The organism is Serinicoccus marinus DSM 15273, from assembly GCF_008386315.1.
GTDB classification, from domain to species: Bacteria; Actinomycetota; Actinomycetes; order Actinomycetales; family Dermatophilaceae; genus Ornithinicoccus; species Ornithinicoccus marinus.
In genome coordinates this window covers 3,166,490-3,189,541 of record NZ_CP043808.1, presented here as the reverse complement: position 1 = coordinate 3,189,541, position 23,052 = coordinate 3,166,490, and the positions used below count along the sequence as shown (strand labels likewise).

Annotated in this window: 20 protein-coding genes and 3 pseudogenes; 18 read left to right on the top strand and 5 right to left on the bottom strand. The window is 72.1% G+C overall.

Translation table 11 applies throughout. The features are described 5' to 3' along the window. Nucleotides 1–108 precede the first annotated feature (108 nt). The 3 genes and pseudogenes from FU792_RS18985 to FU792_RS18210 form a co-directional block, all read left to right on the top strand. Nucleotides 109–471: a transposase gene (locus tag FU792_RS18985; protein WP_193559849.1), complete on the top strand. Its 363-nt coding sequence runs from the start codon at nt 109–111 to the stop codon at nt 469–471. Further along, a complete protein-coding gene (locus FU792_RS15370; RefSeq protein WP_149814581.1) occupies nt 468–1,469 on the top strand; it encodes an IS3 family transposase in 1,002 nt (333 codons plus the stop codon). Before FU792_RS18985 ends, FU792_RS15370 begins: the two co-directional genes overlap by 4 nt. A 365-nt stretch (nt 1,470–1,834) precedes the next feature. Beyond that, nucleotides 1,835–2,785, top strand: a pseudogene (locus tag FU792_RS18210) (2Fe-2S iron-sulfur cluster-binding protein); the annotation flags it as partial. On the opposite strand, the pseudogene FU792_RS18205 reads toward FU792_RS18210, so the two are convergent. Continuing rightward, nucleotides 2,678–3,865: pseudogene (locus FU792_RS18205) on the bottom strand (molybdopterin cofactor-binding domain-containing protein); the annotation flags it as partial. The pseudogenes FU792_RS18210 and FU792_RS18205 overlap by 108 nt on opposite strands. Before the next feature lie 94 nt (nt 3,866–3,959). On the opposite strand from FU792_RS18205, the gene FU792_RS15360 reads away from it, so the two are divergent. From FU792_RS15360 to FU792_RS15325, 8 genes are all read left to right on the top strand, one after another. Next, complete coding sequence (locus FU792_RS15360) at nt 3,960–4,610, top strand: amidohydrolase family protein (protein WP_420329318.1); 651 nt, start codon at nt 3,960–3,962, stop codon at nt 4,608–4,610. Continuing rightward, the gene (locus tag FU792_RS15355; protein WP_022925870.1) at nt 4,591–6,141 is read left to right on the top strand and encodes an NCS2 family permease; all 1,551 of its coding nucleotides are present in this window, start codon (nt 4,591–4,593) and stop codon (nt 6,139–6,141) included. The genes FU792_RS15360 and FU792_RS15355 overlap by 20 nt, the downstream gene beginning before the upstream one ends. Before the next feature lie 90 nt (nt 6,142–6,231). Continuing rightward, nucleotides 6,232–7,446 carry a histidine kinase gene (locus FU792_RS15350; protein WP_149814881.1) on the top strand — a complete coding sequence of 405 codons (1,215 nt, stop codon included), beginning with the start codon at nt 6,232–6,234 and terminating at the stop codon, nt 7,444–7,446. Between the two features lie 39 nt (nt 7,447–7,485). Then, on the top strand, nt 7,486–7,707 hold the full coding sequence (locus FU792_RS15345) for a type II toxin-antitoxin system Phd/YefM family antitoxin (protein WP_022925868.1): 222 nt from the start codon (nt 7,486–7,488) through the stop codon (nt 7,705–7,707). Continuing rightward, complete coding sequence (locus tag FU792_RS15340; protein ID WP_022925867.1) at nt 7,704–8,093, top strand: type II toxin-antitoxin system VapC family toxin; 390 nt, start codon at nt 7,704–7,706, stop codon at nt 8,091–8,093. The genes FU792_RS15345 and FU792_RS15340 overlap by 4 nt, the downstream gene beginning before the upstream one ends. A gap of 40 nt (nt 8,094–8,133) precedes the next feature. Continuing rightward, nucleotides 8,134–8,895 (top strand): LytR/AlgR family response regulator transcription factor, encoded by a 762-nt coding sequence (locus FU792_RS15335; protein WP_028131176.1) that lies wholly within the window; start codon nt 8,134–8,136, stop codon nt 8,893–8,895. Next, entirely contained in the window at nt 8,892–9,266 is a 375-nt protein-coding gene (locus FU792_RS15330) for a hypothetical protein (protein ID WP_022925865.1), read from the top strand. Before FU792_RS15335 ends, FU792_RS15330 begins: the two co-directional genes overlap by 4 nt. Nucleotides 9,267–9,269: 3 nt before the next feature. Beyond that, nucleotides 9,270–10,781 (top strand): sodium/solute symporter, encoded by a 1,512-nt coding sequence (locus tag FU792_RS15325; protein ID WP_022925864.1) that lies wholly within the window; start codon nt 9,270–9,272, stop codon nt 10,779–10,781. Between the two features lie 9 nt (nt 10,782–10,790). Here the strand turns inward: FU792_RS15325 and FU792_RS15320 are convergent, their stop codons facing one another. Further along, nucleotides 10,791–11,618 (bottom strand): SurA N-terminal domain-containing protein, encoded by an 828-nt coding sequence (locus FU792_RS15320; protein WP_022925863.1) that lies wholly within the window; start codon nt 11,616–11,618, stop codon nt 10,791–10,793. Nucleotides 11,619–11,848: 230 nt separating this feature from the next. Between FU792_RS15320 and acs the strand changes: the two are divergent. Continuing rightward, a pseudogene (acs, locus tag FU792_RS15315) lies at nt 11,849–13,821 on the top strand (acetate--CoA ligase). 346 nt (nt 13,822–14,167) lie between these two features. Here the strand turns inward: acs and FU792_RS15310 are convergent. Then, nucleotides 14,168–14,599 (bottom strand): pyridoxamine 5'-phosphate oxidase family protein, encoded by a 432-nt coding sequence (locus tag FU792_RS15310; protein WP_028131175.1) that lies wholly within the window; start codon nt 14,597–14,599, stop codon nt 14,168–14,170. Nucleotides 14,600–14,736: 137 nt separating this feature from the next. After that, on the bottom strand, nt 14,737–16,005 hold the full coding sequence (locus FU792_RS15305) for an Nramp family divalent metal transporter (RefSeq protein WP_022925860.1): 1,269 nt from the start codon (nt 16,003–16,005) through the stop codon (nt 14,737–14,739). A gap of 62 nt (nt 16,006–16,067) precedes the next feature. Between FU792_RS15305 and FU792_RS15300 the strand changes: the two genes are divergently transcribed. Next, the gene (locus tag FU792_RS15300) at nt 16,068–16,880 is read left to right on the top strand and encodes an MOSC domain-containing protein (protein ID WP_022925859.1); all 813 of its coding nucleotides are present in this window, start codon (nt 16,068–16,070) and stop codon (nt 16,878–16,880) included. Between the two features lie 33 nt (nt 16,881–16,913). On the opposite strand, the gene FU792_RS15295 is transcribed toward FU792_RS15300, so the two are convergent. After that, complete coding sequence (locus FU792_RS15295; RefSeq protein ID WP_022925858.1) at nt 16,914–17,318, bottom strand: VOC family protein; 405 nt, start codon at nt 17,316–17,318, stop codon at nt 16,914–16,916. 81 nt (nt 17,319–17,399) lie between these two features. Between FU792_RS15295 and FU792_RS15290 the strand changes: the two genes are divergently transcribed. From FU792_RS15290 to FU792_RS15270, 5 genes are all read left to right on the top strand, one after another. Continuing rightward, a complete protein-coding gene (locus tag FU792_RS15290) occupies nt 17,400–17,597 on the top strand; it encodes a hypothetical protein (RefSeq protein WP_022925857.1) in 198 nt (65 codons plus the stop codon). 97 nt (nt 17,598–17,694) lie between these two features. Further along, nucleotides 17,695–18,177, top strand: coding sequence for an NADH-quinone oxidoreductase subunit NuoE family protein (locus FU792_RS15285; RefSeq protein WP_022925856.1), 483 nt, complete (start codon nt 17,695–17,697; stop codon nt 18,175–18,177). Beyond that, nucleotides 18,174–19,709 (top strand): formate dehydrogenase beta subunit, encoded by a 1,536-nt coding sequence (locus FU792_RS15280; protein WP_028131173.1) that lies wholly within the window; start codon nt 18,174–18,176, stop codon nt 19,707–19,709. The genes FU792_RS15285 and FU792_RS15280 overlap by 4 nt, the downstream gene beginning before the upstream one ends. After that, nucleotides 19,706–22,699, top strand: a complete 2,994-nt coding sequence (gene fdhF / locus FU792_RS15275; RefSeq protein WP_022925854.1) for a formate dehydrogenase subunit alpha — start codon at nt 19,706–19,708, stop codon at nt 22,697–22,699. The genes FU792_RS15280 and fdhF overlap by 4 nt, the downstream gene beginning before the upstream one ends. Then, nucleotides 22,696–23,043: a formate dehydrogenase subunit delta gene (locus FU792_RS15270; RefSeq protein WP_022925853.1), complete on the top strand. Its 348-nt coding sequence runs from the start codon at nt 22,696–22,698 to the stop codon at nt 23,041–23,043. Before fdhF ends, FU792_RS15270 begins: the two co-directional genes overlap by 4 nt. The last annotated feature ends 9 nt before the right edge of the window (nt 23,044–23,052 follow it).

Sequence of the window (23,052 nt, the reverse complement as noted above, 5' to 3'; positions counted from 1 at the left end):
ATGGGGTGAGACACCACCGCTGATCTGCTACTGACCTCGCACGGGGCGAGAAACGGACATTTTGAGATGACGATGACGGTTGCTGACGTCGGCGCCGATGATGGGGCCATGGCTCCTCGTGCTGACCGTCCCAAGCGGCGCTCGTTCACCGCCGAGTTCAAGGCGGCGATCCTGGCCGAGTACGACGCCGCGGACCGGGAGGAGCGAGGCGCGATCCTGCGCCGGGAGGGTCTGTACACCTCCCACATCGCCGAGTGGCGCAAGGCCGCTGCGGAGGGTGCACAGGCCGGGCTGGGCAGCAGACCGCGGGACCGGCGCGAGCGGGAGATGCAGGCGCTACGGGTCCGGGCGGAGAAGGCCGAGGCCGAGCTGGCCAGGACCAAGGCGGCGCTGGACCTGATGGGAAAAGCACACGCGCTCTTGGAGACGCTCTCCGAGAGCGCGGACAGACCGCCGCGGTCGCCGCGGTGATCAACCCAGCCGTGGACGAGGTGGCCGAGCACGTCGGCACCGCCAGGGCGTGCGCGCTGCTGGGCCGCTCCCGCGCCGGCCACTACCGGGCCAAGAACCCGCCACCGCCACGTGCACGGGCACCGCGGCCTGTGCCAGCGAACAAGCTGACACCGGCCGAGCGGGCCCACGTGCTGTCGGTGCTGACCAGCGAACGGTTCGCGGACAAGTCGGTCGCGCAGGTCTGGGCCACGCTGCTGGACGAGGGCACCTACCTGTGCTCGCAGTCCACCATGCATCGCATCCTGCGGGAGAACGCGATGGCCGGCGAACGACGCCGCCAGGCCACCCACCCGGCCCGCACCAGACCGGAGCTGGTGGCCACCGGCCCGGGGCAGGTGTGGTCCTGGGACATCACGAAGCTGCGCGGCCCGGAGCGGGGTGTGTACTACGACCTGTACGTCGTGCTCGACATCTTCTCCCGGTTCGTCGTGGCCTGGACGATCGCCGCCCGCGAGGACGCCGACATCGCCAAGAACCTGCTCGAGCAGGCGATGGGCATCCACGGGGTCCCGGACGCACTCCACGCCGACCGGGGCACCTCGATGACCTCCAAACCGGTCGCCCAGCTGCTGGTGGACCTGGGCGTGGCCCGGTCCCACTCCCGACCGCACGTCTCGAACGACAACCCCTACAGCGAGGCGGCGTTCAAGACCCTCAAGTACGCCCCGATCTTCCCCGAGCATTTCGGGTCGCTGGCCGACGCCGGCGCGTTCGCGGAGCAGTTCTTCGCCTACTACAACCACGAGCACCGCCACTCCGGGATCGGGCTGCACACCCCCGCCAGCGTCCACTACGGCACCGCCACCCAGGTCCGCGCCCAACGCCAGGCCACCCTGGACGCGGCCTACGCCGCCCACCCCGAACGCTTCGGCCACCGCCGACCCCAAGCGCCGAACCTGCCCACCGCGGCGTGGATCAACCAACCCTCACAGGAGGCCCTCATACAGACCGCCTGACGGAAACTGTCTCACCCGCCTTGACACCTTCCGATCGGACGTCTTGTCTGTGAGCCGGTTCGTCAACGGACGGCCTGTCGAGTGACGAAGGGGCTCTCAGTTGACGAGTCGGCTCAGAGTGTCCGCGCTGCCGGCGTCGTGGACCGGCGCGCGGCTCAGCCGCGTGCTCCCGTCCCGCGACGACAGCATGTGCTCGAAAGCCCGGCCCGAAAGGGTCAGCGGCTCGGTACCCGTGAGCGGGGCGACTTTTGAGCAGCCAAACCTACCGCGCGACTCCACATGACGGAAAAGAATTTTCACAGACTTCTGTCCGTCAGGTCTTGACAGGAGAATGTTGATCCGCCATCTGGCACCGACCTGTTGGCATGGATAACCAGGACGGCGCCAGACGGATGATCCGGCAACCATGGGACGCGGCAGAGCGGCCGCGTCGTGAGAGTTGTGAGGAGACGTCGATGACGACGACAACGCCCCAGGCCGCCACTGCAGTTGACGCTGCGGCAGGTGTCGAGATCACCGTCAACGGCCGCTGCTACCCCGGCGAGCAGCCCGAGGCATACCTCTCCGCCCTGGACTGGTTGCGCAGCCATGGCCTCACCGGCGCCAAGGAGGGCTGCGCGGAGGGGGAGTGCGGTGCCTGCTCGGTCCTCGTCCGTCGCCCCGACGGCGAGGGCAGCCGGTGGACCGCCATCAACTCCTGCCTCGTGCCCGCCGCCGCGCTGGACGGCCAGGAGGTCATCACGGCCGAGGGCCTGGGCACGCCACAGAGCCTGCACCCGGTGCAGCAGGAGATGGCCGAGCGCGGCGGCTCGCAGTGCGGCTACTGCACGCCCGGCTTCGTCTGCTCGATGGCCGCGGAGTTCTACCGTCCCGGGCGCGCCCCGACCGAGGCGGACCCGGCACCCGGTGCCGCCGCGGACGACCACGAGTGCGGTCCCAACGGCTTCGACCTGCACGCCCTCTCCGGCAACCTGTGCCGCTGCACCGGCTACCGGCCGATCCAGGACGCGGCATACGCCCTGGGTATGCCCGAAGACGGCGACGAGATCGCGTCCCGGCAGCAGCAGCCGGCCCCGGCCGCGCGGGTCACGAGCATCGACGGCGAGCACGGCTCTTTCCGGCGCCCGGCCGACCTGGCGCAGACGCTCGAGCTGCTGGCCGAGCACCCGGACGCCGTGCTGGTCGCCGGCAGCACCGACGAGGGCGTCGAGCTCACCCTGCGCCACCGACGCGCACCGCTGAGCGTGGCGATCGACCACCTGCCCGAGCTGCGCACCCTGACGGTGGAGGAGGACCGGATCGAGATCGGCGCCGCCCTCAGCCTCTCCGACATCGAGCGGCGGCCGCACCGCCGCCAGGGGTATGCCCAGCGCCGTCGCCGCGACCTGCAGCATCTTGGTGTGCAGCCCCTGCCCCATCTCGGTGCCACCGTGGTTGATGAGCACCGACCCGTCCTTGTAGACGTGGACGAGGGCGCCGGCCTGGTTGAAGGCGGTGAGGTTGAAGGAGATCCCGAACTTGACCGGGGTGATGGCGATGCCCCGCTTGGTGTGCGGATGCGCGCTGTTGAAGGCCCGGGCCTCCTCGTCCCGCTGCGCGAGGCCGGAGGTCTCCGAGAGCCGGTCCCAGATGCGGCCCATCCGCTCGGCGTGGCGGACCCGTTGGCCGTAAGGGGTGGCCTGGCCCTCGGTGTAGAAGTTGCGGCGGCGCAGCTCGTGCGCCGGCACCCCGAGCCGGGGCGCGACCCGTCCGAGGATGTCCTCGAGGACGAGCATCCCCTGCGGGCCGCCGGAGCCGCGGAAGGCGGTCTGGCTGGTCTTGTTGGTGCGGGCGATCCGGCCCTGGACCTCGATGTCGGGGATCCAGTAGGCGTTGTCGATGTGGCACAGCGCCCGGGCGAGCACCGGCTCGGAGAGGTCCAGGCTCCAGCCGCCGTCGCTGGTGAGGGTCGCGCGCAGGGCACGGGTCCGCAGCTCGTCGTCGAAGCCGATCTGCCAGGTGGCGTGGAAGGGGTGCCGCTTGCCGGCCATCGTGAGGTCCTGGGTGCGGTTGAGCCGCAACCGGACCGGGCGGCCGGTGAGGGTGGCCCCGAGCGCGGCGACCGCCGCGAGCCCGTGCGGCTGCATCTCCTTGCCGCCGAAGGCGCCGCCCATCCGCAGGCACTGCACGGTCACCTCGTGCGAGTGCAGGTCCAGCACGTGCGCGACGATCTCCTGCGTCTCGGACGGGTGCTGGGTGCTGGACTGGACGAAGACTTGACCGCTCTCGTCGACCGACGCGAGCGAGCAGTGCGTCTCGAGGTAGAAGTCCTCCTGCCCGCCGAGCTCGAACTCGCCGGAGAAGACGTGGGTGGCGGCAGCCATACCGGAGTCGACGTCGCCGCGCGCCACGGTCGGGGGAGCCGCCGCTCATGCTCGCCCGCAGCGTCCGGGAGGCGCCGCGCCAGGCGTGCGCCGCCTTCGGGCCGGAGGGCACGTCGGTCGACCTCGGCTGCCCGTCGACACCGCCGAGCTCTCGCAGACCTGTCAGCACTACCTCGAGACGTATGCCCGGCACGGGCTGGTCGGTCCCCGCTCGGTGCTGGCGCACAATGTCATCCCGGGTGACGACGAGCTCCGGCTCCTGGCCGCCAGCGGTGCCGCGGTGTCGCACTGCCCGACGAGCAACGCCGCCCTCGGCAGCGGGATGTTCCCGCTGCGGCGCCACCTCGACGCCGGGGTGGCCGTCGCGCTGGGGTCCGACGTCGGTGCCGGTGCCGGGTTCAGCATGTTCAAGGAGGGACTGCAGGCTTACTACCTCCAGCAGCTGCTCGGCGCCGACGGGGTGCCGCTCACCCCGGCGCACCTGCTCTACCTCGCCACCGCCGCCGGGGCCGGCGCGCTCGGTCTCGGCCAGCAGGTCGGCGACCTCGGCGTCGGCAAGGAGTTCGACGCGGCCTCGCTCGCACCGCCCGCCGGCAGCACGCTGGACACGGCACTGCGGCACGCGCCCGGAGACTCTGAGAGGCTGGCCCGGATCTTCGTCCTGGGCACCCCGGGAGACGTCGTCGCCACCTGGGTGGGGGGCCGGCTCGTGTCCGGCCACGCACCCGCGCCCACCCACCACACCGCAAGGAGCAGCCATGTCCACGCACGACCCTGACCGTCCGCCCACCGAGGGCGGCTCGCTGGCCGATCCGCACTCGGCCACCCCCGACCAGCTCGACACCGGCACCCACGACACCTCGCGGGCCGAGGTCGCCGCGCAGCAGGCCGACCACCGCGGCGGGCTCGTCCGGGGCAGCGACGCAGCACGTGCCGGCGCGCCCACCGAGCCCAAGAACGGGCTCGACCGCTTCTTCGGCATCAGCTCCTCGGGCTCCACCGTGCCGATCGAGCTGCGGGCGGGGCTGACGACCTTCCTGACGATGAGCTACATCATCTTCGTCAACCCCAACGTGCTCGGCAACGCCATCGACGTGGGCCCGACCACCTTCGTCCAGCTCCTCTCGGTGACCTGCATCGCCGCGATGTTCGGCTCGCTCGTCATGGGGCTCATCGCGCGCTACCCCTTCGCGCAGGCTCCCGGGATGGGGCTCAACGCCTTCTTCGCCTTCACGGTCGTCCTCGGGATGGGGGTGGCCTGGCAGACCGCGCTCGGCGCCGTCTTCATCTCCGGCGTCCTCTTCGTCGTGCTCAGCGTGCTCGGTGTGCGGAAGGCGATCGTCCAGGGCATACCCATGGGCCTGAAGCTGGCGATCACCGCCGGCATCGGCTCCTTCCTGGCCCTGCTGGGGCTGCGCAGCGCCGGCATCGTCGTCGCCGACGAGGCCACCCTCGTCGGGCTCGGCGACCTGGGAGCCCCGAGCGCCTGGCTGGCGGTCATCGGCCTCATCTTCACCGCGGTGCTGCTGCAGCTGCGGGTCAAGGGAGCGATCCTCTGGGGCATCCTCGTGACCTCGCTGCTGGCGATCGTCACCCGGGCCGAGGTCTACACGGGAGCGGACGGGTCCCCGGCGGCCTTCGGCGGGTTCACCGACGGCATCGTCGGTGCGCCGGTGTGGCCCTCGGACCTCGTCGGTCAGATGGACATCATGGGCGCGCTCGGCCTGGGCCTGCTCAGCGTCGTCTTCACCTTCTTCTTCGTCGACTTCTTCGACGCCACCGGCACGCTGACCGGCCTGGCCCAGCGCTCGGGCTACCTGGACGAGAAGGGTGACATGCCGCGCGCCAAGACGGTCTTCTCCATGGACGGCCTGGCCTGCATGTTCGGCGCCGCGATGGGGACGTCGACGACCACGGCGTACGTCGAGAGCGCGTCCGGCATCGAGGAGGGCGGGCGCACCGGCCTCACCGCCACCGTGACCGGCCTGCTCTTCGGCCTCTCGCTGTTCCTGTGGCCGCTCGCCGGGGTGGTCCCGGGGGCCGCGACGGCACCGGCCCTGGTGCTCGTCGGCGCGCTGATGATGGACGGCATCCGGCACATCGAGTGGGACCAGGTGGCCGAGGGCGTGCCTGCCTTCCTCACGATCATGGTGATGCCGCTGACCTTCTCCATCGCCAACGGCGTCTCGATGGGCATCATCAGCTACTGCGCGATCAAGGCCCTGACCGGCAAGGCCAAGGAGGTCCACTGGATCCTCTACATCGTCGCGGCGCTGCTGCTGGCCCGTTACGTCTGGCTCGGCGAGTAGCCCTCGTCGATGCCCGGCCGGGCGCAGCTGCGACCTGGCAGGCCCGGTGACCGGACCCTGCCGCCGATCCCTCGGCGGTAGGGTCCGGCCATGCCCGGCGACCTGCACCTGCCCACCGCCCTGCTGGTGCTCGCCGTGGTCGTGCTGGTGCACCTGGTCGCGTGGTGGTGGCGGCGCCGCACGGCCCGCGGCTTTCTCTCCGAGACCGACCAGCAGACCTACGAGACGCTGCGCTCCGGTGCCCAGGCCGGCCGCAGCCTGCGCGCCGGCTTCACCGAGAGCCACGCCGACCCCGCCGCCCGGCACCTGCGCACCATGCTCGGCGCGACCACGCTCGCGGTCTGCGACAGCCAGCAGGCGCTGGCCTGGTCCGGCCTCGGGGACCATCACCGCGAGCAGGCCGCGGGTCACGCCGCCCGGGTCCTCGCCAGCGGTGACGTCGCCGTCCTGACCCGGGCCGACCTGCCGTGCGAGGTGCCGGAGTGCCCGGTCCGCGCCGGGGTCGTCGCCCCGCTCGTGGTCGACGACCGCGTCATCGGCGCGCTCGCGGCATACTCCCCGCGCCCTTCCGCGGGCCTGGCCCGGGCGACCGAGCAGCTCGCCACCTGGGTGAGCGGCCAGCTCGAGCTGGGCGAGCTCGACCGCGAGCGGACCCGGGCGATGGAGGCCGAGCTGCGCAGCCTGCGCGCCCAGATCAGCCCCCACTTCATCTACAACTCGCTCGGCGCGATCGCCTCCTTCGTGCGCACGGACCCCGACCGCGCGCGCGAGCTGCTGCTCGAGTTCGCCGACTTCACCCGGTATGCCCTGCGCCGCGGCGGTGTCTACACGACCCTCGCCGACGAGCTGCGCAACGTCGAGCGCTACCTCGTGCTGGAACAGGCGCGCTTCGGTGAGCGGCTGCGGGTCAATCTGCTCATCGCTCCGGAGGTGCTGCCGGTCGCGGTGCCCTATCTCGCGGTGCAGCCGCTGGTGGAGAACGCCGTGCGGCATGGGCTGGCCGGCAAAGAGGGGGTCGGCACGGTGACGATCACCGGCACCGACCTCGGCGACCTGGCCGAGATCGCCGTGGAGGACGACGGCGTCGGGTCCGACCCCGAGCTGGTCCGGCGCGCCCTGGACGGGGAGTCCGCGGCGGCGGACGGCAGCGGCGGCGAGGGGATGGGCCTGGGCAACGTCGACGCCCGGCTGCGCCAGGTCTACGGCGACGACCACGGCCTCGTCGTCGAGACCGCTCCCGGCCTGGGCACCAAGGTGACGTTCCGGGTGCCGAAGTATGCCCCCGGCGTCCACCCGGACGCATGAGCTCTTGACCACGTTGACCAGACCAACCAGACTAGAAGCATGAAGACTGTCAATGTCCAAGAGGCCAAGACGCATCTGTCGCGGCTCCTGGCCCGCGTCGAGGCGGGAGAGCGGGTGACCATCTCCCGAGCCGGCGTCCCGATCGCCGAGCTGCGACCGGTCGTCGCGGCGCCGCCGCGCGCCTTCGGCCCCATGGAGATCACCGTTCCGAAGGACTTCGATGACTCGCTCCCTGAGGAGGAGCTCGACCGGTGGGAGTGACGTATCTGCTGGACACCCACGTACTGCTGTGGCTGATCGGGGATCCTGGACAGCTGGACGAGGAGCAGCGAAGCCACCTCGCCGACCGTCGCAAGGTCCTGCTCGTCTCCGCGGTGTCGGCCCTGGAGGTAGCGACGAAGGTGCGACTCGGCAAGCTCGTAGCCCCGGGGCTGGTGGACGCCTGGTCGCGCCGGATAGCCGACATCGGTGCCGAAGAGCTTCCCATCACCGGCACGCACGCATTGCTGGCGGGGTCCATGAGCTGGCAGCACCGTGACCCATTCGATCGGCTGCTCGTGGCCCAGGGCATCGTCGAGTCCGCGACCCTGGTGACCCGGGACAGCGCGATGAGGCAACTGCCCGCACCCCGCCTTTGGATGGTGTGACCCGACGCCGCCCCGTGTGCGCCGCCCTACGATGGCCGGCATGCGCGCTCTCGTCGTCGACGACGAACCGCCTGCCCTCTCCGAGCTGACCTTCCTGCTCGAGCGGGACGGGCGGTGCGAGAGCGTGCAGCCGGTCGGGTCGGGGGCCGATGCGCTGCGGGTGCTCGAGGCCGGTGGCGTCGACGTCGTCTTCTCCGACATCTCCATGCCGGGTCTCGACGGCATGGAGCTGGCCCGGGTGGTCGCCCGGTCCGAGCACCCGCCGCTCGTCGTCTTCGTCACCGCGCACGAGGAGCACGCCGTGGACGCTTTCGCGGTGCAGGCGGTCGACTACGTCATGAAGCCGGTCTCACCGGCTCGGCTCGCGCAGGCGGTGGACCGGGTGGTCGGCGCCCTGGCGCAGCGCACTGCCGCCGACCCGGCACAGGATCTCGAGCGCTCCACCGGCACGACCGGTGAGCCGGCGGACGAGCGGATCGCGGTCGAGCTCGGTGGCGTCACGCGGTTCGTCCGCCGCTCCGCGGTCCGCTACGTCCAGGCCCAGGGCGACTACGTGCGGCTCTTCACCGGCTCAGCCTCGCACCTGCTCCGGGTGCCGCTCACCACGCTGGAGACCCGCTGGGCCGACGCCGGCTTCGTCCGCATCCACCGCTCCACCCTCGTCAACCTCGCCCACGTCGGGCAGGTCCGCCAGGGGCAGGGCAGGCTCGCGCTCCGGTTGCTGCCCGACGGCCCCGAGCTGCCGGTCGCCCGCCGACACGCACGGGCGGTGCGCGAGCGGGTGCTCGCGACCGGCGAATGAGCGGGCAGCACGGCGCCCGGGTCCGCGTCACCTCCTCCCGCCGGGGCGCCACCACCGCACGCCGCCGTCCGCTCGCCGCCTCGCTCGTCGAGCAGACCGGCGCCGGTGAGCTCTACCTGCGTGGTCTGCTGCGGGCCCAGCTCCGGCTCGCGCTGCTCGTGCTGGCCGGGCTGGCGCTGGTCCTGGGCGGCATACCCGTCCTGTATGCCGTCCTGCCTGCTGCGCGGGACGTCCGGCTCGCCGGGGTCCCGGTCGTCTGGCCGGTGCTCGCGGTCCTCGTCTACCCCGTCCTCGTCGCGGTGGCCGCGTGGTACACCCGGGCGGCGACCCGGGTCGAGCGCCGGCTCTCCGCGACCGCGCAGGAGCGCTGAGCGGTGGCCGCCAGCCTCGCCGGTGGCGCGGTGCTGCTCGTCTGCCTGGTCACGGTCGCGCTGAGCGCCTTCGCGCTGCGGCTGTCCCGGCGGACCAGCGACTTCTACGTCGCCGGCCGCGCGGTCTCGCCGCAGCGCAACGCCGCCGCGATCGGCGGGGAGTACCTGTCCGCCGCCAGCTTCCTCGGCGTCGCCGGGCTGATCTACGACCAGGGCGTGGACGCGTTGTGGTACCCGATCGGCTACACCGTGGGCTACCTCGTGCTGCTCGTGCTCGTCGCGGCCCCGCTGCGCCGCTCGGGGGCCTACACGCTGCCCGACTTCGCCGAGGCCCGGCTCGAGTCCCGCCTGGTGCGCCACCTGTGCTCGGTCCTGGTCGTCTTCATCGGCTGGCTCTACCTCGTGCCGCAGCTGCAGGGCGCCGGCTTCACGCTCCGGCTGGTGTCCGGCGCGCCGCTGTGGCTGGGTCCGGTCGTCGTCGTGGTCGTCGTGGTGCTGTCCGTCGCGGCAGGGGGTATGCGCTCGATCACCCTGGTGCAGGCGGTGCAGTACTGGATCAAGCTCACCGCGCTCGCGGTCCCCGCGGGCATCCTGCTCGCCGTGTGGTGGGGCAGCCAGGGGCCCGGCCTGGACGTCGCGCAGAGCTGGGTGCTGCCGGGCGGCGGCCCCGCGGGCGGTGGGCACGCGCTCTACCGCACCCTGTCGCTGGTGCTCGCGCTGGCGCTCGGGACGATGGGGCTGCCGCACGTCGTCGTGCGCTACTACACCAACCCCGACGGCACCGCCGCCCGCCGCACCACGGTGCGGGTGCTCGTGCTGCTCGGCCTGTTCTACGTCGTCACCGTCGTGTATGCCCTCCTCGGCCGGGCCTACCTGCCCACCCTGGGCGCGGGGGAGCGGCCGGACACGGTGGTGCTGCGGCTCCCCGCGGAGGTGCTGCCCGGGCTGGGCGCCGAGCTCCTCCTCGCCGCCCTGGCCGGCGGGGCCTTCGCGGCCTTCCTCTCCACCTCTTCCGGGCTGGCCCTGGCCGTGACCGGCGTGCTCAACCAGGACGTCGTGCGGCCGGTGCTGGCCCGGGTGGTGCCGGGGGACGCCTCGGAGGTCGCCGGCTTCCGGATCGCCGCGGTGCTCGCCGTGCTCGTGCCGGTGGCCGGGGTCGGGGTCTTTCCCGAGGTGCCGCTGGCGGCCTTCGTGACGCTGGCCTTCGTCATCGCGGCCTCGACGTTCTTCCCCCTTCTGGCGCTCGGCGTGTGGTGGCCCCGGCTGTCGGTGCAGGGTGCGACCGCCGGGCTCGTGACGGGCACGGTGCTGGCGACCGGTGCGGTCGCCAGCACCGTGCTGGCCGAGGGGTCGCAGGGGTGGGCCTCGGCGCTGCTGGCCCAGCCGGCGGCCTGGATCGTGCCGCTGGTCTGCGGGGTGATGGTCGGGGTCTCGCTGCTCACCCCGTCCGGGATCCCCCCGGGGGCGGCGCGCACGCTGGTGCGGCTGCACACCCCGGAGGACCTCACGGTCTGACCTGGAGCGTCAGAGGTGGCTGGTGATCTCCGCGTCCTCGCGCAGGGCCGCGATGAGCTCGTCGGTGGCGGCGGCCTGCTCCTCGGCCCGGAGCTGCTCGGCGAGCTGGTCCTTGACCTCGTCGAACTCGGGGATCTCGGGCTGCGGGGCAGCGGTGCCGCTCGCGCCCGACTCACCCTCGGGGGCCGCCTCCTCCTGCTGGGCGACGAGCTCGTCGTAGTAGTCCCGCAGCTCCTCGTCCGAGGGGTCCTCGACCTGCGCCTCCTCCTCGATGTAGGCCTGGATGGCGAGCTGGCTGGCCGCCTCGCGGCGCGCGGTCTCCTCGTCCATGCCCTGCTGCTCGAGCACCTCGAGGAACTGGTCGACCGACTCCAGGCCGTTGCCCGTCGCGAGCTCCTCGAGCAGGGTGTCGACCTCCTCGTCAGAGGGCTCCAGGCCGGCCTCCTCCGCCGCCTGCCGCAGCACCACGCTGTCGACGACGGTGTCGAGGGTGTCGGCCTGGAGCTGCTCGGTGTCCAGCTCTTCGCCGCTCATCTGAGCCTGTCCGGCGGCGCTGGCGAACTGGCTCTCGTAGTAGGTGGCGAACTCGTCCTTGGCCACGTCCTCCCCGTTGACCGTGGCGACCGGGTCCGGGACCTCGCTCAGGTCCGGCTCGGGCATGGCCTCGGGGAGCTCCGGCGCTGCGCTGCTGCTGGCGGCGTCGTCCGGCGCGGGGCTGCTGCTGCTCGCGGCGGCAGCGTCGCCGTCGCCACCGCCGTCGGTGCTGCACGCGGTGAGGCCGGCGAGGCTGAGGGTCAGGCCTAGGCTGATCGTGGCGAGCTTCCGTCGAGCGGACATCGTCCATCTCCCTGGTCGGGTGCGGGTGTGCAAGCCGCGGAACCTAGCACGCCTGCATGGGCCACCCACCCGGGATTCTCCCAGGCTTCACGCAGGTGCGGAGGATGCGGCCGCCGGGCGCGCGTCGAGCGCCGCTCGCCGCAGGATCAGCACCCGGTGACCGGCCGGACCTGCGCCCCGGGGGTGGGGCACGGCATACTCGGGACCGACCCCGAGCGCGAGGAGCACCGATGTCCGACGAGGGACTGTCCAACCTGCTGCACGAGGAGCGCACCTTCGCCCCGAGCGATGAGTTCGCCGCCCAGGCCAACGGCTCGAGCGAGCTGTTCGACCGGGCCCGGGAGGACCGGGAGGGCTTCTGGGCCGAGCAGGCGCGGACCTACCTGGACTGGGAGACTGACTTCGACCAGGTGCTCGACTGGTCCGAGGCGCCCTTCGCCAGGTGGTTCGTCGGCGGCCGGCTCAACGCCTGCGTCAACGCGGTCGACCGGCACGTCGAGGCCGGGCACGGCGACCGGGTCGCGATCCACTGGGTCGGCGAGCCCGAGGACGACACCCGCGACATCACGTATGCCGAGCTGCACGAGCAGGTGCAGCGGGCCGCCAACGCGCTCACCGACCTCGGCGTGGGCGAGGGCGACACGGTGATGATCTACCTGCCGATGGTGCCCGAGGCCGCCGTCGCCATGCTGGCCTGCGCCCGGCTCGGCGCGCCGCACTCCGTCGTCTTCGGCGGCTTCTCCTCCGACGCCCTGCGCAACCGCATCGCCGACGCCGACAGCAAGGTCGTCATCACCGCCGACGGTGGCTACCGCCGCGGCAAGCCCTCCGGGCTCAAGTCCGTGGTCGACGGCGCGCTGGAGGGGGACACCCCCGTCGAGCACGTCCTCGTGGTGCGACGCACCGGGCAGGACGTCGAGTGGACCGAGGGCCGCGACGTCTGGTGGCACGAGGTGCTCGAGGCGGCCGACGCGACCCACGAGGCGCAGGCCTTCGACGCCGAGCACCCGCTGTTCATCCTCTACACCTCCGGCACGACCGGGAAGCCCAAGGGCATCGTGCACACCACCGGGGGTTACCTGCTGCAGACGGCCTACACCTCGCACGTCGTGCACGACATCCACCCGGAGACCGACGTCTACTGGTGCACCGCCGACGTCGGCTGGGTGACGGGGCACTCCTACCTCGTCTACGGGCCGATGACGCTGGGCGCGACCCAGGTGATGTACGAGGGCACGCCGGACACCCCGCACCAGGGCCGGTTCTGGGAGATCGTCCAGGACAAGAAGGTGACGATCCTCTACACCGCGCCCACGGCCATCCGGACCTTCATGAAGTGGGGCAAGGAGATCCCGGAGAAGTTCGACCTCTCCAGCCTCAAGCTGCTCGGGTCGGTCGGTGAGCCGATCAACCCCGAGGCGTGGATGTGGTACCGCGAGGTCATCGGCGGGGGCCGCTGCCCGATCGTCGACACGTGGTGGCAGACCGAGACCGGCGGCATCATGATCTCCCCGATCCCCGGCGTCACCGAGACCCGGCCCGGCTCGGCGCAGCACCCCATCCCGGGCATCAACGCCGTGGTCGTCGACGACATGGGGCAGCCGGTGGAGAAGGGGTCCGGCGGCTACCTCGTGGTCACCGACCCCTGGCCCTCGATGCTGCGCGGGATCTGGGGCGACCCGGAGCGCTACAAGGAGACCTACTGGAGCCGGTTTGAAGACATGTACTTCGCCGGGGACGGCGCCAAGCTGGACGAGGACGGCAACATCTGGGTGCTCGGCCGGGTCGACGACGTCATGAACGTCTCCGGCCACCGGATGTCGACCGCGGAGATCGAGTCGGCGCTGGTCAGCCACCCGAAGGTCGCCGAGGCGGCGGTGGTCGGTGCGGCGGACGAGACCACCGGTCAGGCGATCTGCGCCTTCGTCATCCTGCGGCAGGAGGCTGTCGAGGAGGCGACGAGGCCGGCGAGGGGCAGGACCTCGTGGCCGAGCTGCGCCAGCACGTCGCCAAGGAGATCGGCGCCATCGCCAAGCCGCGTCAGATCATGGTCGTGCCCGAGCTGCCCAAGACCCGCTCGGGCAAGATCATGCGCCGCCTGCTCAAGGACGTCGCCGAGAACCGCGAGGTCGGCGACGTCACCACGCTGGCCGACTCCTCGGTCATGGACCTCATCAGCAAGGGCATGGACTCCGGCGACTGAGGAGCCTCGCACGCACTGAGCGCCGGCCTGTCGCAGGAGAGCCTCCTCGAGGAGGCTCTCCTGCGACGTGGAGGCTCCCGGTCGCGGCGCCTCAGCGGCTCTCCCAGGCGTCCGGCTGGTCCAGCAGCGCGGACACCGGGGAGCGAACGTGCCGTCGACGGCGCGGATGACGTCGCCGACGGCGATCTGGTCGGCGGCCGGGGCCAGCCGTTGCGCCGTCGCTTCCTCGCCTCGCTCGGGCTCGTCGCCGGCTTCCCCGACGCCACCGGGGGGGCGGGTGGGGTCCGGCCGGTGGTCGTCGCGGCCTGGCTGGGCGCGGTGAGCTACGTCGTGGCGGCGCTGCGCGTCAGCCGTGCCGCCGCAGATGCCTCCACGGCCGACTCAGAGCGAAGCGCCGCCCGCTGACCTCCGTCACGGTGATCGCGACGACGTTGAACTTCTCCGTGCCGACCCACGGCCGCAGCCGCAGGTTGTCGACCTCGCGGGCTTCCTGCCCCTCGAGGATCCCCGCGGTGCCGCGGGCGACGACGCTCCAGGCGGTCTCCGCGTCGTCGTCGACCTGGTCGATCTCGAAGGCGACGTCGGAGTCCATCACCACCCCGAGCAGCTTGGAGCCCTCCGCGGTGCGGAAGACGAGGCGGTCCCGGTCGACGGCGTAGTTGACCGGGGCGATGTGCACCTCGTCGGTGAGGTGGTAGGCCAGGCGGCCGAACTCGTGCTGGCCGAGGAGGTCCCAGCACTCCCGCTCGGAGAGGGTGGTCGTGGGCGAGTCGCTCATCATCTGCTCCTGTCGTCCGACTACGACCATGCTACTACCTGAGGTCGTACGTCGCCCGGCCGTAGGTCCCGGACCTCACACCCTGGCCGGGCCCCCGGCCGGCGACCGGACGGCCCCCCGGCCGGTCGCTTGCGGGGTCACCCTCCGAGGGCCCGTTCGACGGCGCCCTGCACCTGGGTGACCGCGAGCCAGGCGAACAGCAGGGCACAGATCCCCATGAGGACGTTGACCACCGGGCCGTTGCGCCACTCCTTCGGGGTCCGCGCGGTGTTGAGGATCCACAGCAGCGTGACCGCGAGGAAGGGCATGAAGAAGGCCCCGAGCACGCCGTAGGCGAGGATCAGCCAGACCGGTCGGCCCAGGAACAGCATGATCATCGGCGGGAAGGTCAGCCAGAGGATGTAGGCCTTGTACCAGGTACCGCCGAGGCGCACGCTGGGGTCGTCCTTGGGCAGCCTGCGGACGTGGCCGACGAAGTCGGCGAACATCATCGAGACGCCGTTCCACACGCCGACGAGCGAGGACATGGCCGCCGACCAGAAGCCGACGAGGAAGACGGTGCCGGCCCAGCTGCCGTAGCGGTCGCGCAGCACCTCGGAGAGGTCGAGCAGACCCTCGTCGCCGGTCTCGACCGCGATGCCGGCGGAGTAGAGCAGCTCGGCTCCGACGATCAGGGTCGAGATGACGAAGATGCCGGTCACGGTGTAGGCCACGGTGTTGTCCAGCCGCATGACCCGCATGTGTCCGGGCGTCGTCCACCCCTTCTCCCGGATCCAGTAGCCGTAGGCGGCCAGCGTGATCGTGCCGCCCACCCCGCCCGCGACGGACAGGACGTTGATGAGCCCGCCCTCGGGGATCCGGGGGACGAGGCCGGTCACGAGCTCCGGGATGTTGGGGAGCGTGAGCAGCGCGGCGACGAACATCGTCACGAACATGAGGCCGACCAGCGCCGCGCAGACCTTCTCGAAGAGGGCATACCGGCCGAACCACACCAGCGCCGCACCGACGAGGCCGGACAGGATGCCCCACCAGGTGACGGGGAGCGCCGGGAAGAGGCTCGCGAGCGGTAGTCCCGTCCCTGCCATGGCGGCGGCGCCGTAGACGAAGCCCCAGATGACGATGTAGGGCGCGAAGTACCACGTCGTCCAGCGGCCCAGTGTCGCCCAGCCCTCGTAGATCGTGTTGCCGGTGGCGAGCGAGTAGCGGCCGGCGCCCTCCACCAGGACCACCTTCATCAGGCAGCCGACGATGACCGCCCAGAGGAGGGCATACCCGAACCGCTGCCCGGCGATGACCGTCGCCACCAGGTCGGCGGCGCCGACACCGGTCGCGGCGACGATGAGGCCGGGGCCGACGAGGCTCCACCCGGCGCGGGAGTCGGGGGCGGTCTGAGACTGCGTCGTCATGGGTCCTGTCTACACCGGGTGCGCGTCGACCAGCGCGGGACGGGCGCGTGGCAGGCTGAGGTATGCGCGTGACCGAGCTGTGGAGGTATCCCGTCAAGTCCTTCGCCGGGGAGGCGGTGGACACCTCGGGCGTCGAGCCGTGGGGGCTGGCGGGGGACCGGCGCTGGGGCGTGGTCGGTCCCGACGGCTTCCCGGTGACCGCGCGCGAGTGCCACGGGCTGCTGGGGCTGACCGCGCGGCAGGTCGACGAGGAGACGATCCGGATCGCCGCGCGTGACGGTGACTCGATCCTGGTGGAGACCCCGCTCGGGGTGCCGGTGGTGCCGGTCGGCCACTCGCGGCAGGGCTTCGCGCCACCCGCGGACGCGGACGTGAGCGAGTGGATCTCCGAGAAGCTCGGGCGCGGGCTGCGGCTGGTCTGGCAGGAGGATCCGGCCGTGCGGCGCATCTCCGGCGCGCACGGCGGGCAGGAGGGTGAGTCGATGTCGCTCGCCGACACCGGGCCGGTCCTGCTGACCAGCGAGGCGTCGCTGACGCGGGTGGGCGACTGGATCCTCGAGGGAGGTGGCGAGCCGGTGCCGATGTCGCGGTTCCGGCCCAACGTCGTGATCGACGGGGAGAGCGCCTTCGCCGAGGACGACTGGGAGTTCGTGACGATCGGGGAGGTCCGCTACCGCCGCACCGAGCTGTGCGACCGGTGCGTCATGACGCAGATCGACGGCGAGACGCTGGAGACCGGCAAGGAGCCGATCCGGACGCTGGCGCAGCACCGGCGGTGGGACGGCGCCACGTGGTTCGGCATCCGGCTCGTGCCGGTCGGGCTGGAGGGCGGGCCGGCGCAGGTCTCGGTCGGCGACGAGGTCGCTCCCGGGTGAGTCGTCGCGGGACGCCGTCCCGCAGCGTCACCGTCAGGCTCGCCCGCTGCGCTCCTGCCCCGGCGCCATGACCTCGATCCGGTTGTCGAAACCGTCCCGGCAGTGGAACCGCTCGTAGCCCTCGAAGCTGTGGCGCTCGGACCAGTCCACCTCGAAGCCGGCCCGCTCCACCCGGGCGGCGAGCTGCTCGAGGCTGCTCGAATCGCCGACGAGGAGACCAGGATGCGCCTTCCTCGCCGGCGCGAACGGGTCCTCGACCCCCAGGTGGATCTCGGCGGGGACGGCACCGTCCTCCCCCGAGCGGAACCAGCAGCCGCCCCGGCCCCGCAGCGCCGGCGGCTTGTCCACCTCGACGAGGCCGAGCGCCTCCGCGTAGAAGCGTCGGGCCTCCGCCTCCCCTCCCGCGGGCATCGCGATCTGGACGTGGTGCAGGTGCATACGACCTCCCGGTGTCTTGACATCAAGATACTCGGGTCTGCCTAAGGTGGGCGGATGGAGAGGCTGGCGCCGCGTCTAGTGATGATCACGGGCCCGATCGCGAGCGGCAAGAGCACCCTCGCGTCGCTCGTCGCCGAGGGGGCGCGTCAGCGGGGACTCACGGTGGCCCTGACCGACCTCGACGGTGTCGCTGAGATGGCCCTGCCCAGCCTGCCGGCCGAGCAGGGCGAGTTCGTCACCGACGACCTGCCTGGGTGGCTCGCGGCGCGCCAGGGGTGACAGCGCAGGCGGACCTGTCCTGGCCAGGCGGCAAGCCCACTGTCGCGGGGCCGCCACGGGCCGTAGGCTAGGCCGCACCCAACGACGGGAGACACCAGTGCCACGTGCTGGTCGGCAGCAGACCGAGGAGCTGACGCCCCAGTCGGCCCGGGCGGAGTCAGTCCGGGAGATCGCGGCGCGACAGGCGGGGGAGCGGGGGCCGCTCCTGGAGATCCTGCACGCCGTGCAGGCCGCGCACGGCTACGTCGCCGACGAGGACGTCGCCGAGATCGCCGACGTCCTCAACCTCTCGGTCGCCGAGGTCCACGGGACGGTGAGCTTCTACCACGACTTCCGGCGCACCCCACCGCCCGAGCACACCGTGCAGGTATGCCGTGCCGAGGCCTGTCAGGCGGTCGGTGCCGCGGACCTCTACACCGCGGCGCAGGAGCGCTTCGCCGGGCGGGACGACGTCGAGGTGCGCGAGGTCTTCTGCTTCGGCAACTGCGCGCTCGGACCCAGCGCCAGCGTCGACGGGCGCCTCCGGGGTCGTGTGACCGCCGAGCATCTCGCCGCCGCGGAGTCGGGGTGGTCCCCATGACCACCGTCTGGGTGCCGCAGGACTCCTCGGCCCGCGCCGTCGGTGCCGACGAGGTCGCCGCGGCCCTCGCGCAGGTCGAGGGAGTCACCGTCCGGCGCAACGGCACCCGGGGCATGCTCTGGCGCGAGCCGCTCGTCGAGGTCGAGACCGAGCGCGGGCGGGTGGGCTACGCCGCGGTCACGGCCGACGGCATACCCGACCTGGTCGGGGCGGGGATGCTCACCGGCGCCGATCACGAGACCTCCATCGGGGTGGTCGACGACGACCCGTGGCTCACCGGGCAGGACCGGGTGAGCCTGGCGCGGATCGGGCTGGCCGAGCCGACCGACATCGGCGCCTACGAGGCCCAGGGCGGCTGGGCCGGGCTCCGGCGGGCGCTCGAGCTCGACCCGGCCGAGGTCGTCGAGGAAGTGCTCACCTCGGGCCTGCGCGGCCGCGGCGGCGCGGGCTTCCCCACCGGCATCAAGTGGCGCACCGTCCTGGAGGCGGACAGCGACCAGAAGTTCGTCGCCTGCAACCTCGACGAGGGCGACTCCGGCACCTTCGCCGACCGGGTCCTCGCCGAGGCCGACCCGTTCACCCTCGTCGAGGGCATGACCATCGCGGCGGTCACGGTCGGCGCGACCGACGGCTACATCTACTGCCGCAGCGAATACCCCGACGCCATCGCCCGGCTCCGCGACGCCATCGCGGTCGCCGCCGAGCACGGCTACCTCGGCGACGACGTCGCCGGCAGCGGCCGGGCGTTCCGCCTCCAGGTGCGCGTCGGCGCCGGCGCCTACATCTGCGGCGAGGAGACGTCCATGCTGGAGTCCCTCGAGGGCCGTCGCGGCGAGGTCCGAGCCAAGCCGCCGATCCCCGCGCTGCACGGCCTCTGGGGCAGCCCGACGGTGGTCAACAACATGCTCTCCTTCGCCGCGATCCCGATGATCCTCGCCGACGGCGGCCAGGCGTATGCCGACCGCGGTGTCGGCCGCTCGCGCGGCACCCAGATCTTCCAGCTCGCCGGCAACATCGCCCGCGGCGGCGTCTACGAGGCGCCGCTCGGCATCACGTTGCGCGAGCTCGTCGAGGACGTCGGTGGCGGCACCCGCACCGGCCGTCCGGTCCGCGCGGTGCAGGTCGGCGGGCCGCTGGGGGCCTACCTGCCGGCCGACAGGCTGGACGTCCCCATGGGCTACGAGGAGCTCGCCGAGGCCGGCGGGATGCTCGGGCACGGCGGCGTCGTCGTCTTCGACGACACCGTGGACATGTCGCGCATGGCGCGCTTCGCGATGGAGTTCTGCTCGGTCGAGTCGTGCGGCAAGTGCACCCCGTGCCGGATCGGCTCCACCCGCGGCGTCGAGACCATCGACAAGATCACCAGCACGCCCGCCGGCGCCGAGGGGCGCGACCAGCTCTTCGTCCTCCTCGAGGACCTCTGCGCCACCATGACCACCGGCTCGCTGTGCGCCATGGGCGGCCTCACCCCCGTCCCGGTCCGCAGCGCGCTCACCCACTTCCCGGAGGACTTCGGAGGGAGCCCGCGATGACCGCCATCATCCCCACCGCCGAGCAGGTCGCGAGCCGGCTCGGGCAGGCCAGCCGCGAGGGCGACGTCACCGGGATGCCGGGGGTCACCCCTGGCGCCACCGACGGGGCGACGGGCGCGGCATACCTGCCCGAGCCCGACTTCGGCACCCCCGAAATGCGCAGCGGGACGACCGTCACCCTGACCATCGACGGCCGCGAGGTCACCGTGCCCCAGGGCACCTCGGTCATGCGCGCGGCCCGCGAGGCCGGCGTCGAGATCCCCAGCCTGTGCGCCACCGACTCGCTCAAGGCCTTCGGCTCGTGCCGCCTCTGCCTCGTCGACATCGAGGACGGCAAGGGCAAGCCCGCGTCCTGCACCACGCCGTGCTCCGACGGGGCCGTCGTCCGGACCGACACCGACGAGGTCCGCCAGCTGCGGCGCGGGGTCATGGAGCTCTACCTCTCCGACCACCCCGCCGACTGCGCCGGCTGCGCCCGCGGCTCCTGCGAGGTCGCGGCGCTCGCCCGCCAGACCGGGGTCGCCGAGGTGCGCTACGGACTCCCCGACCCGCTCGACCGCGGCGAGCGCGACACCTCCAACCCCTACTTCGACTACGAGCCCGACGCCTGCATCGCCTGCTCGCGGTGCGTGCGGGCGTGCTCGGACATCCAGGGCACCTTCGCCCTCACCGTCGAGGGTCGCGGCCCGGACTCGCGGATCGTCCCGGGGCCGACCGACTTCTTCGCCTCCGAGTGCGTCTCCTGCGGCGCCTGCGTGCAGGCCTGCCCGACCGACGCGCTCACCGAGAAGTCGGTGATTTCCCTGGGTATGCCGAAGCGCGTCGTGGAGACCACCTGCGCCTACTGCGGCGTCGGCTGCTCCTTCCGCGCCGAGGTCACGGACACCCGCGACGAGGCCACCGGCGAGACGACGACCGAGGTCGTGCGGATGATGCCGCTCAAGGCGGGCAAGGCCAACGAGGGCCACTCCTGCGTCAAGGGCCGCTTCGCCTACGGTTACACCGACCACGCCGACCGGCAGATGTCGCCGATGGTCCGCGACACCATCGACGACGACTGGCGCGTGGTGAGCTGGGAGGAGGCGATCCAGCGCGTCGCCGACGGCTTCCGCGCGATCCAGGACCGTCATGGGGCCGGCAGCATCGGAGCCATCTCGTCCTCCCGTTGCACCAACGAGGAGGTCTACGTCGTCCAGAAAATGGTGCGTGCCGCCTTCGGCAACAACAACGTCGACACCTGCGCCCGGGTCTGCCACAGCCCCACCGGCTACGGCCTCAACCAGACCTTCGGCACCTCCGCCGGCACCCAGGACTTCGCCTCGGTCGAGCACACCGACGTCGTCCTGCTCATCGGTGCCAACCCCACCGACGCGCACCCCGTCTTCGCCTCACGGATGAAGCAGCGGCTGCGCGAGGGCGCGCAGATCATCGTCGCCGACCCGCGCCAGATCGACCTCGTGCGCACCCCGCACGTCGAGGCGTCGGCGCACCTGCCGCTGCGGCCCGGCTCCAACGTCGCCTTCGTCAACGCGATGGCGCACACCGTCGTCACCGAGGGCCTGCACGACAAGGGCTTCCTGGAGGAGCGCTGCGAGGACGTCGAGGCCTACCTCGACTTCATCTGCTCGCCGGAGAACTCACCGGAGGCGACCGCCGAGGCGACCGGCCTCGACCCGGAGGAGGTGCGCGAGGCGGCCCGGCTCTACGCCGCCGCACCGAACGGCTCGATCTACTACGGCCTCGGCGTCACCGAGCACAGCCAGGGCTCGACGATGGTCATGGGCATGGCCAACCTCGCGATGGTCACCGGCAACATCGGCCGCCCCGGCGTCGGCATCAACCCGCTGCGCGGCCAGAACAACGTCCAGGGTTCCTGCGACATGGGCTCCTTCCCGCACGAGCTGCCCGGCTACCGGCATATCTCGCTGCCCGAGGTCCGCTCGATCTTCGAGGACATGTGGGGCGTCACCCTCGACCCCGAGCCGGGGCTGCGGATCCCCAACATGTTCGACGCCGCGATCGGCGGCAGTTTCAAGGGGCTCTTCGTGCACGGCGAGGACATCGCCCAGTCCGACCCCAACCTGCAGCACGTCCGCGCCGCGCTGACCAGCATGGACATGGTCGTGGTCCAGGACCTCTTCCGCAACGAGACCGCGCGCTACGCCCACGTCTTCCTGCCGGGCTCGAGCTTCCTGGAGAAGGACGGCACGTTCACCAACGCCGAGCGGCGGCTCGGGCGGGTGCGTCCGGTCATGCCGAGCCGGGTCGGCAAGGACGAGTGGAAGGTCGTGTGCGAGATCGCGACGGCGATGGGCTATCCGATGGAGTATGCCTCCGCATCGGAGATCATGGACGAGATCGCCGCGACGACGCCCACCTTCGCCGGGGTGAGTTTCGCCCGGCTCGACGCCGAGGGCTCGATGCAGTGGCCGGTCAACGACAGCGCACCGCAGGGCACGCCCACGATGCACGTCGACGCCTTCGTGCGCGGCAAGGGCAAGCTCATCCCCACGGTCTTCGTCCCGACGACCGAGACGACCAACCGCCGCTTCCCGCTCATCCTCACCACCGGGCGGATCCTGTCGCAGTACAACGTCGGCGCCCAGACCCGCCGCACCGCCAACTCCTCCTGGCACCCCGAGGACGTGCTCGAGGTCCACCCGGCGGACGCCGAGATGCGGGGGATCAGGACCGGCGACCGGGTCCAGCTCGCGAGCCGGGTCGGGGCCACGACGCTCACCGCCCTGGTGTCGGAGCGGATGCAGCCCGGCGTGGTCTACACGACCTTCCACCACCCGGTGACCGGCGCCAACGTCGTGACGACGGAGAACTCCGACTGGGCCACCAACTGCCCGGAGTACAAGGTGACGGCGGTGCAGGTCGGGGTCGCCAACGCGGGCCGGGAGCATGAGGCGGCGGAGGCGGCCGGGGTCAGCGACGGGCACGAGCCGGTCGACCCGGCGGTCGACGTGGTGGGGGCGCGCCGGTGAGCCGGCGCGAGCCGGACCTCGACGCCCCGACCGACGCCGACCCGAGCCCGGATCAGGGCCCGCCGACAGGGGAGGGCGTCGACGTGCATACCCGTCAGCACCAGCCCGCCGACGTGCGGATGGGCGAGGACATCGCACGGGCGATGGCGCACCACCCGCCGGAGCGCGCCGCCGAAGAGATCGCCACCCACATCCGCAAGTTCTGGGACCCGCGCATGCGGGCCTCGATCGTCGGGCGGATGGAGCGGGGCGAGTCGATGGACGAGCTGCTGCGCGCCGGCGTCACGCTCTACCGCCAGGGTGAGATCGACCGCGGCGAGGTCGCCGAGCCCTCCGGCGGGTGATCCCGGTGC

Coding starts and splice junctions, on each gene's coding strand:
- FU792_RS18985 (WP_193559849.1), top strand. CDS start 109: ATGGCTCCTCGTGCTGACCGTCCCAAGCGGCGCTCGTTCACCGCCGAG.
- FU792_RS15355 (WP_022925870.1), top strand. CDS start 4,591: ATGTCCACGCACGACCCTGACCGTCCGCCCACCGAGGGCGGCTCGCTG.
- FU792_RS15350 (WP_149814881.1), top strand. CDS start 6,232: ATGCCCGGCGACCTGCACCTGCCCACCGCCCTGCTGGTGCTCGCCGTG.
- FU792_RS15345 (WP_022925868.1), top strand. CDS start 7,486: ATGAAGACTGTCAATGTCCAAGAGGCCAAGACGCATCTGTCGCGGCTC.
- FU792_RS15335 (WP_028131176.1), top strand. CDS start 8,134: ATGCGCGCTCTCGTCGTCGACGACGAACCGCCTGCCCTCTCCGAGCTG.
- FU792_RS15330 (WP_022925865.1), top strand. CDS start 8,892: ATGAGCGGGCAGCACGGCGCCCGGGTCCGCGTCACCTCCTCCCGCCGG.
- FU792_RS15320 (WP_022925863.1), bottom strand. CDS start 11,618: ATGTCCGCTCGACGGAAGCTCGCCACGATCAGCCTAGGCCTGACCCTC.
- FU792_RS15310 (WP_028131175.1), bottom strand. CDS start 14,599: ATGAGCGACTCGCCCACGACCACCCTCTCCGAGCGGGAGTGCTGGGAC.
- FU792_RS15305 (WP_022925860.1), bottom strand. CDS start 16,005: ATGACGACGCAGTCTCAGACCGCCCCCGACTCCCGCGCCGGGTGGAGC.
- FU792_RS15300 (WP_022925859.1), top strand. CDS start 16,068: ATGCGCGTGACCGAGCTGTGGAGGTATCCCGTCAAGTCCTTCGCCGGG.
- FU792_RS15295 (WP_022925858.1), bottom strand. CDS start 17,318: ATGCACCTGCACCACGTCCAGATCGCGATGCCCGCGGGAGGGGAGGCG.
- FU792_RS15290 (WP_022925857.1), top strand. CDS start 17,400: ATGATCACGGGCCCGATCGCGAGCGGCAAGAGCACCCTCGCGTCGCTC.
- FU792_RS15280 (WP_028131173.1), top strand. CDS start 18,174: ATGACCACCGTCTGGGTGCCGCAGGACTCCTCGGCCCGCGCCGTCGGT.
- fdhF (WP_022925854.1), top strand. CDS start 19,706: ATGACCGCCATCATCCCCACCGCCGAGCAGGTCGCGAGCCGGCTCGGG.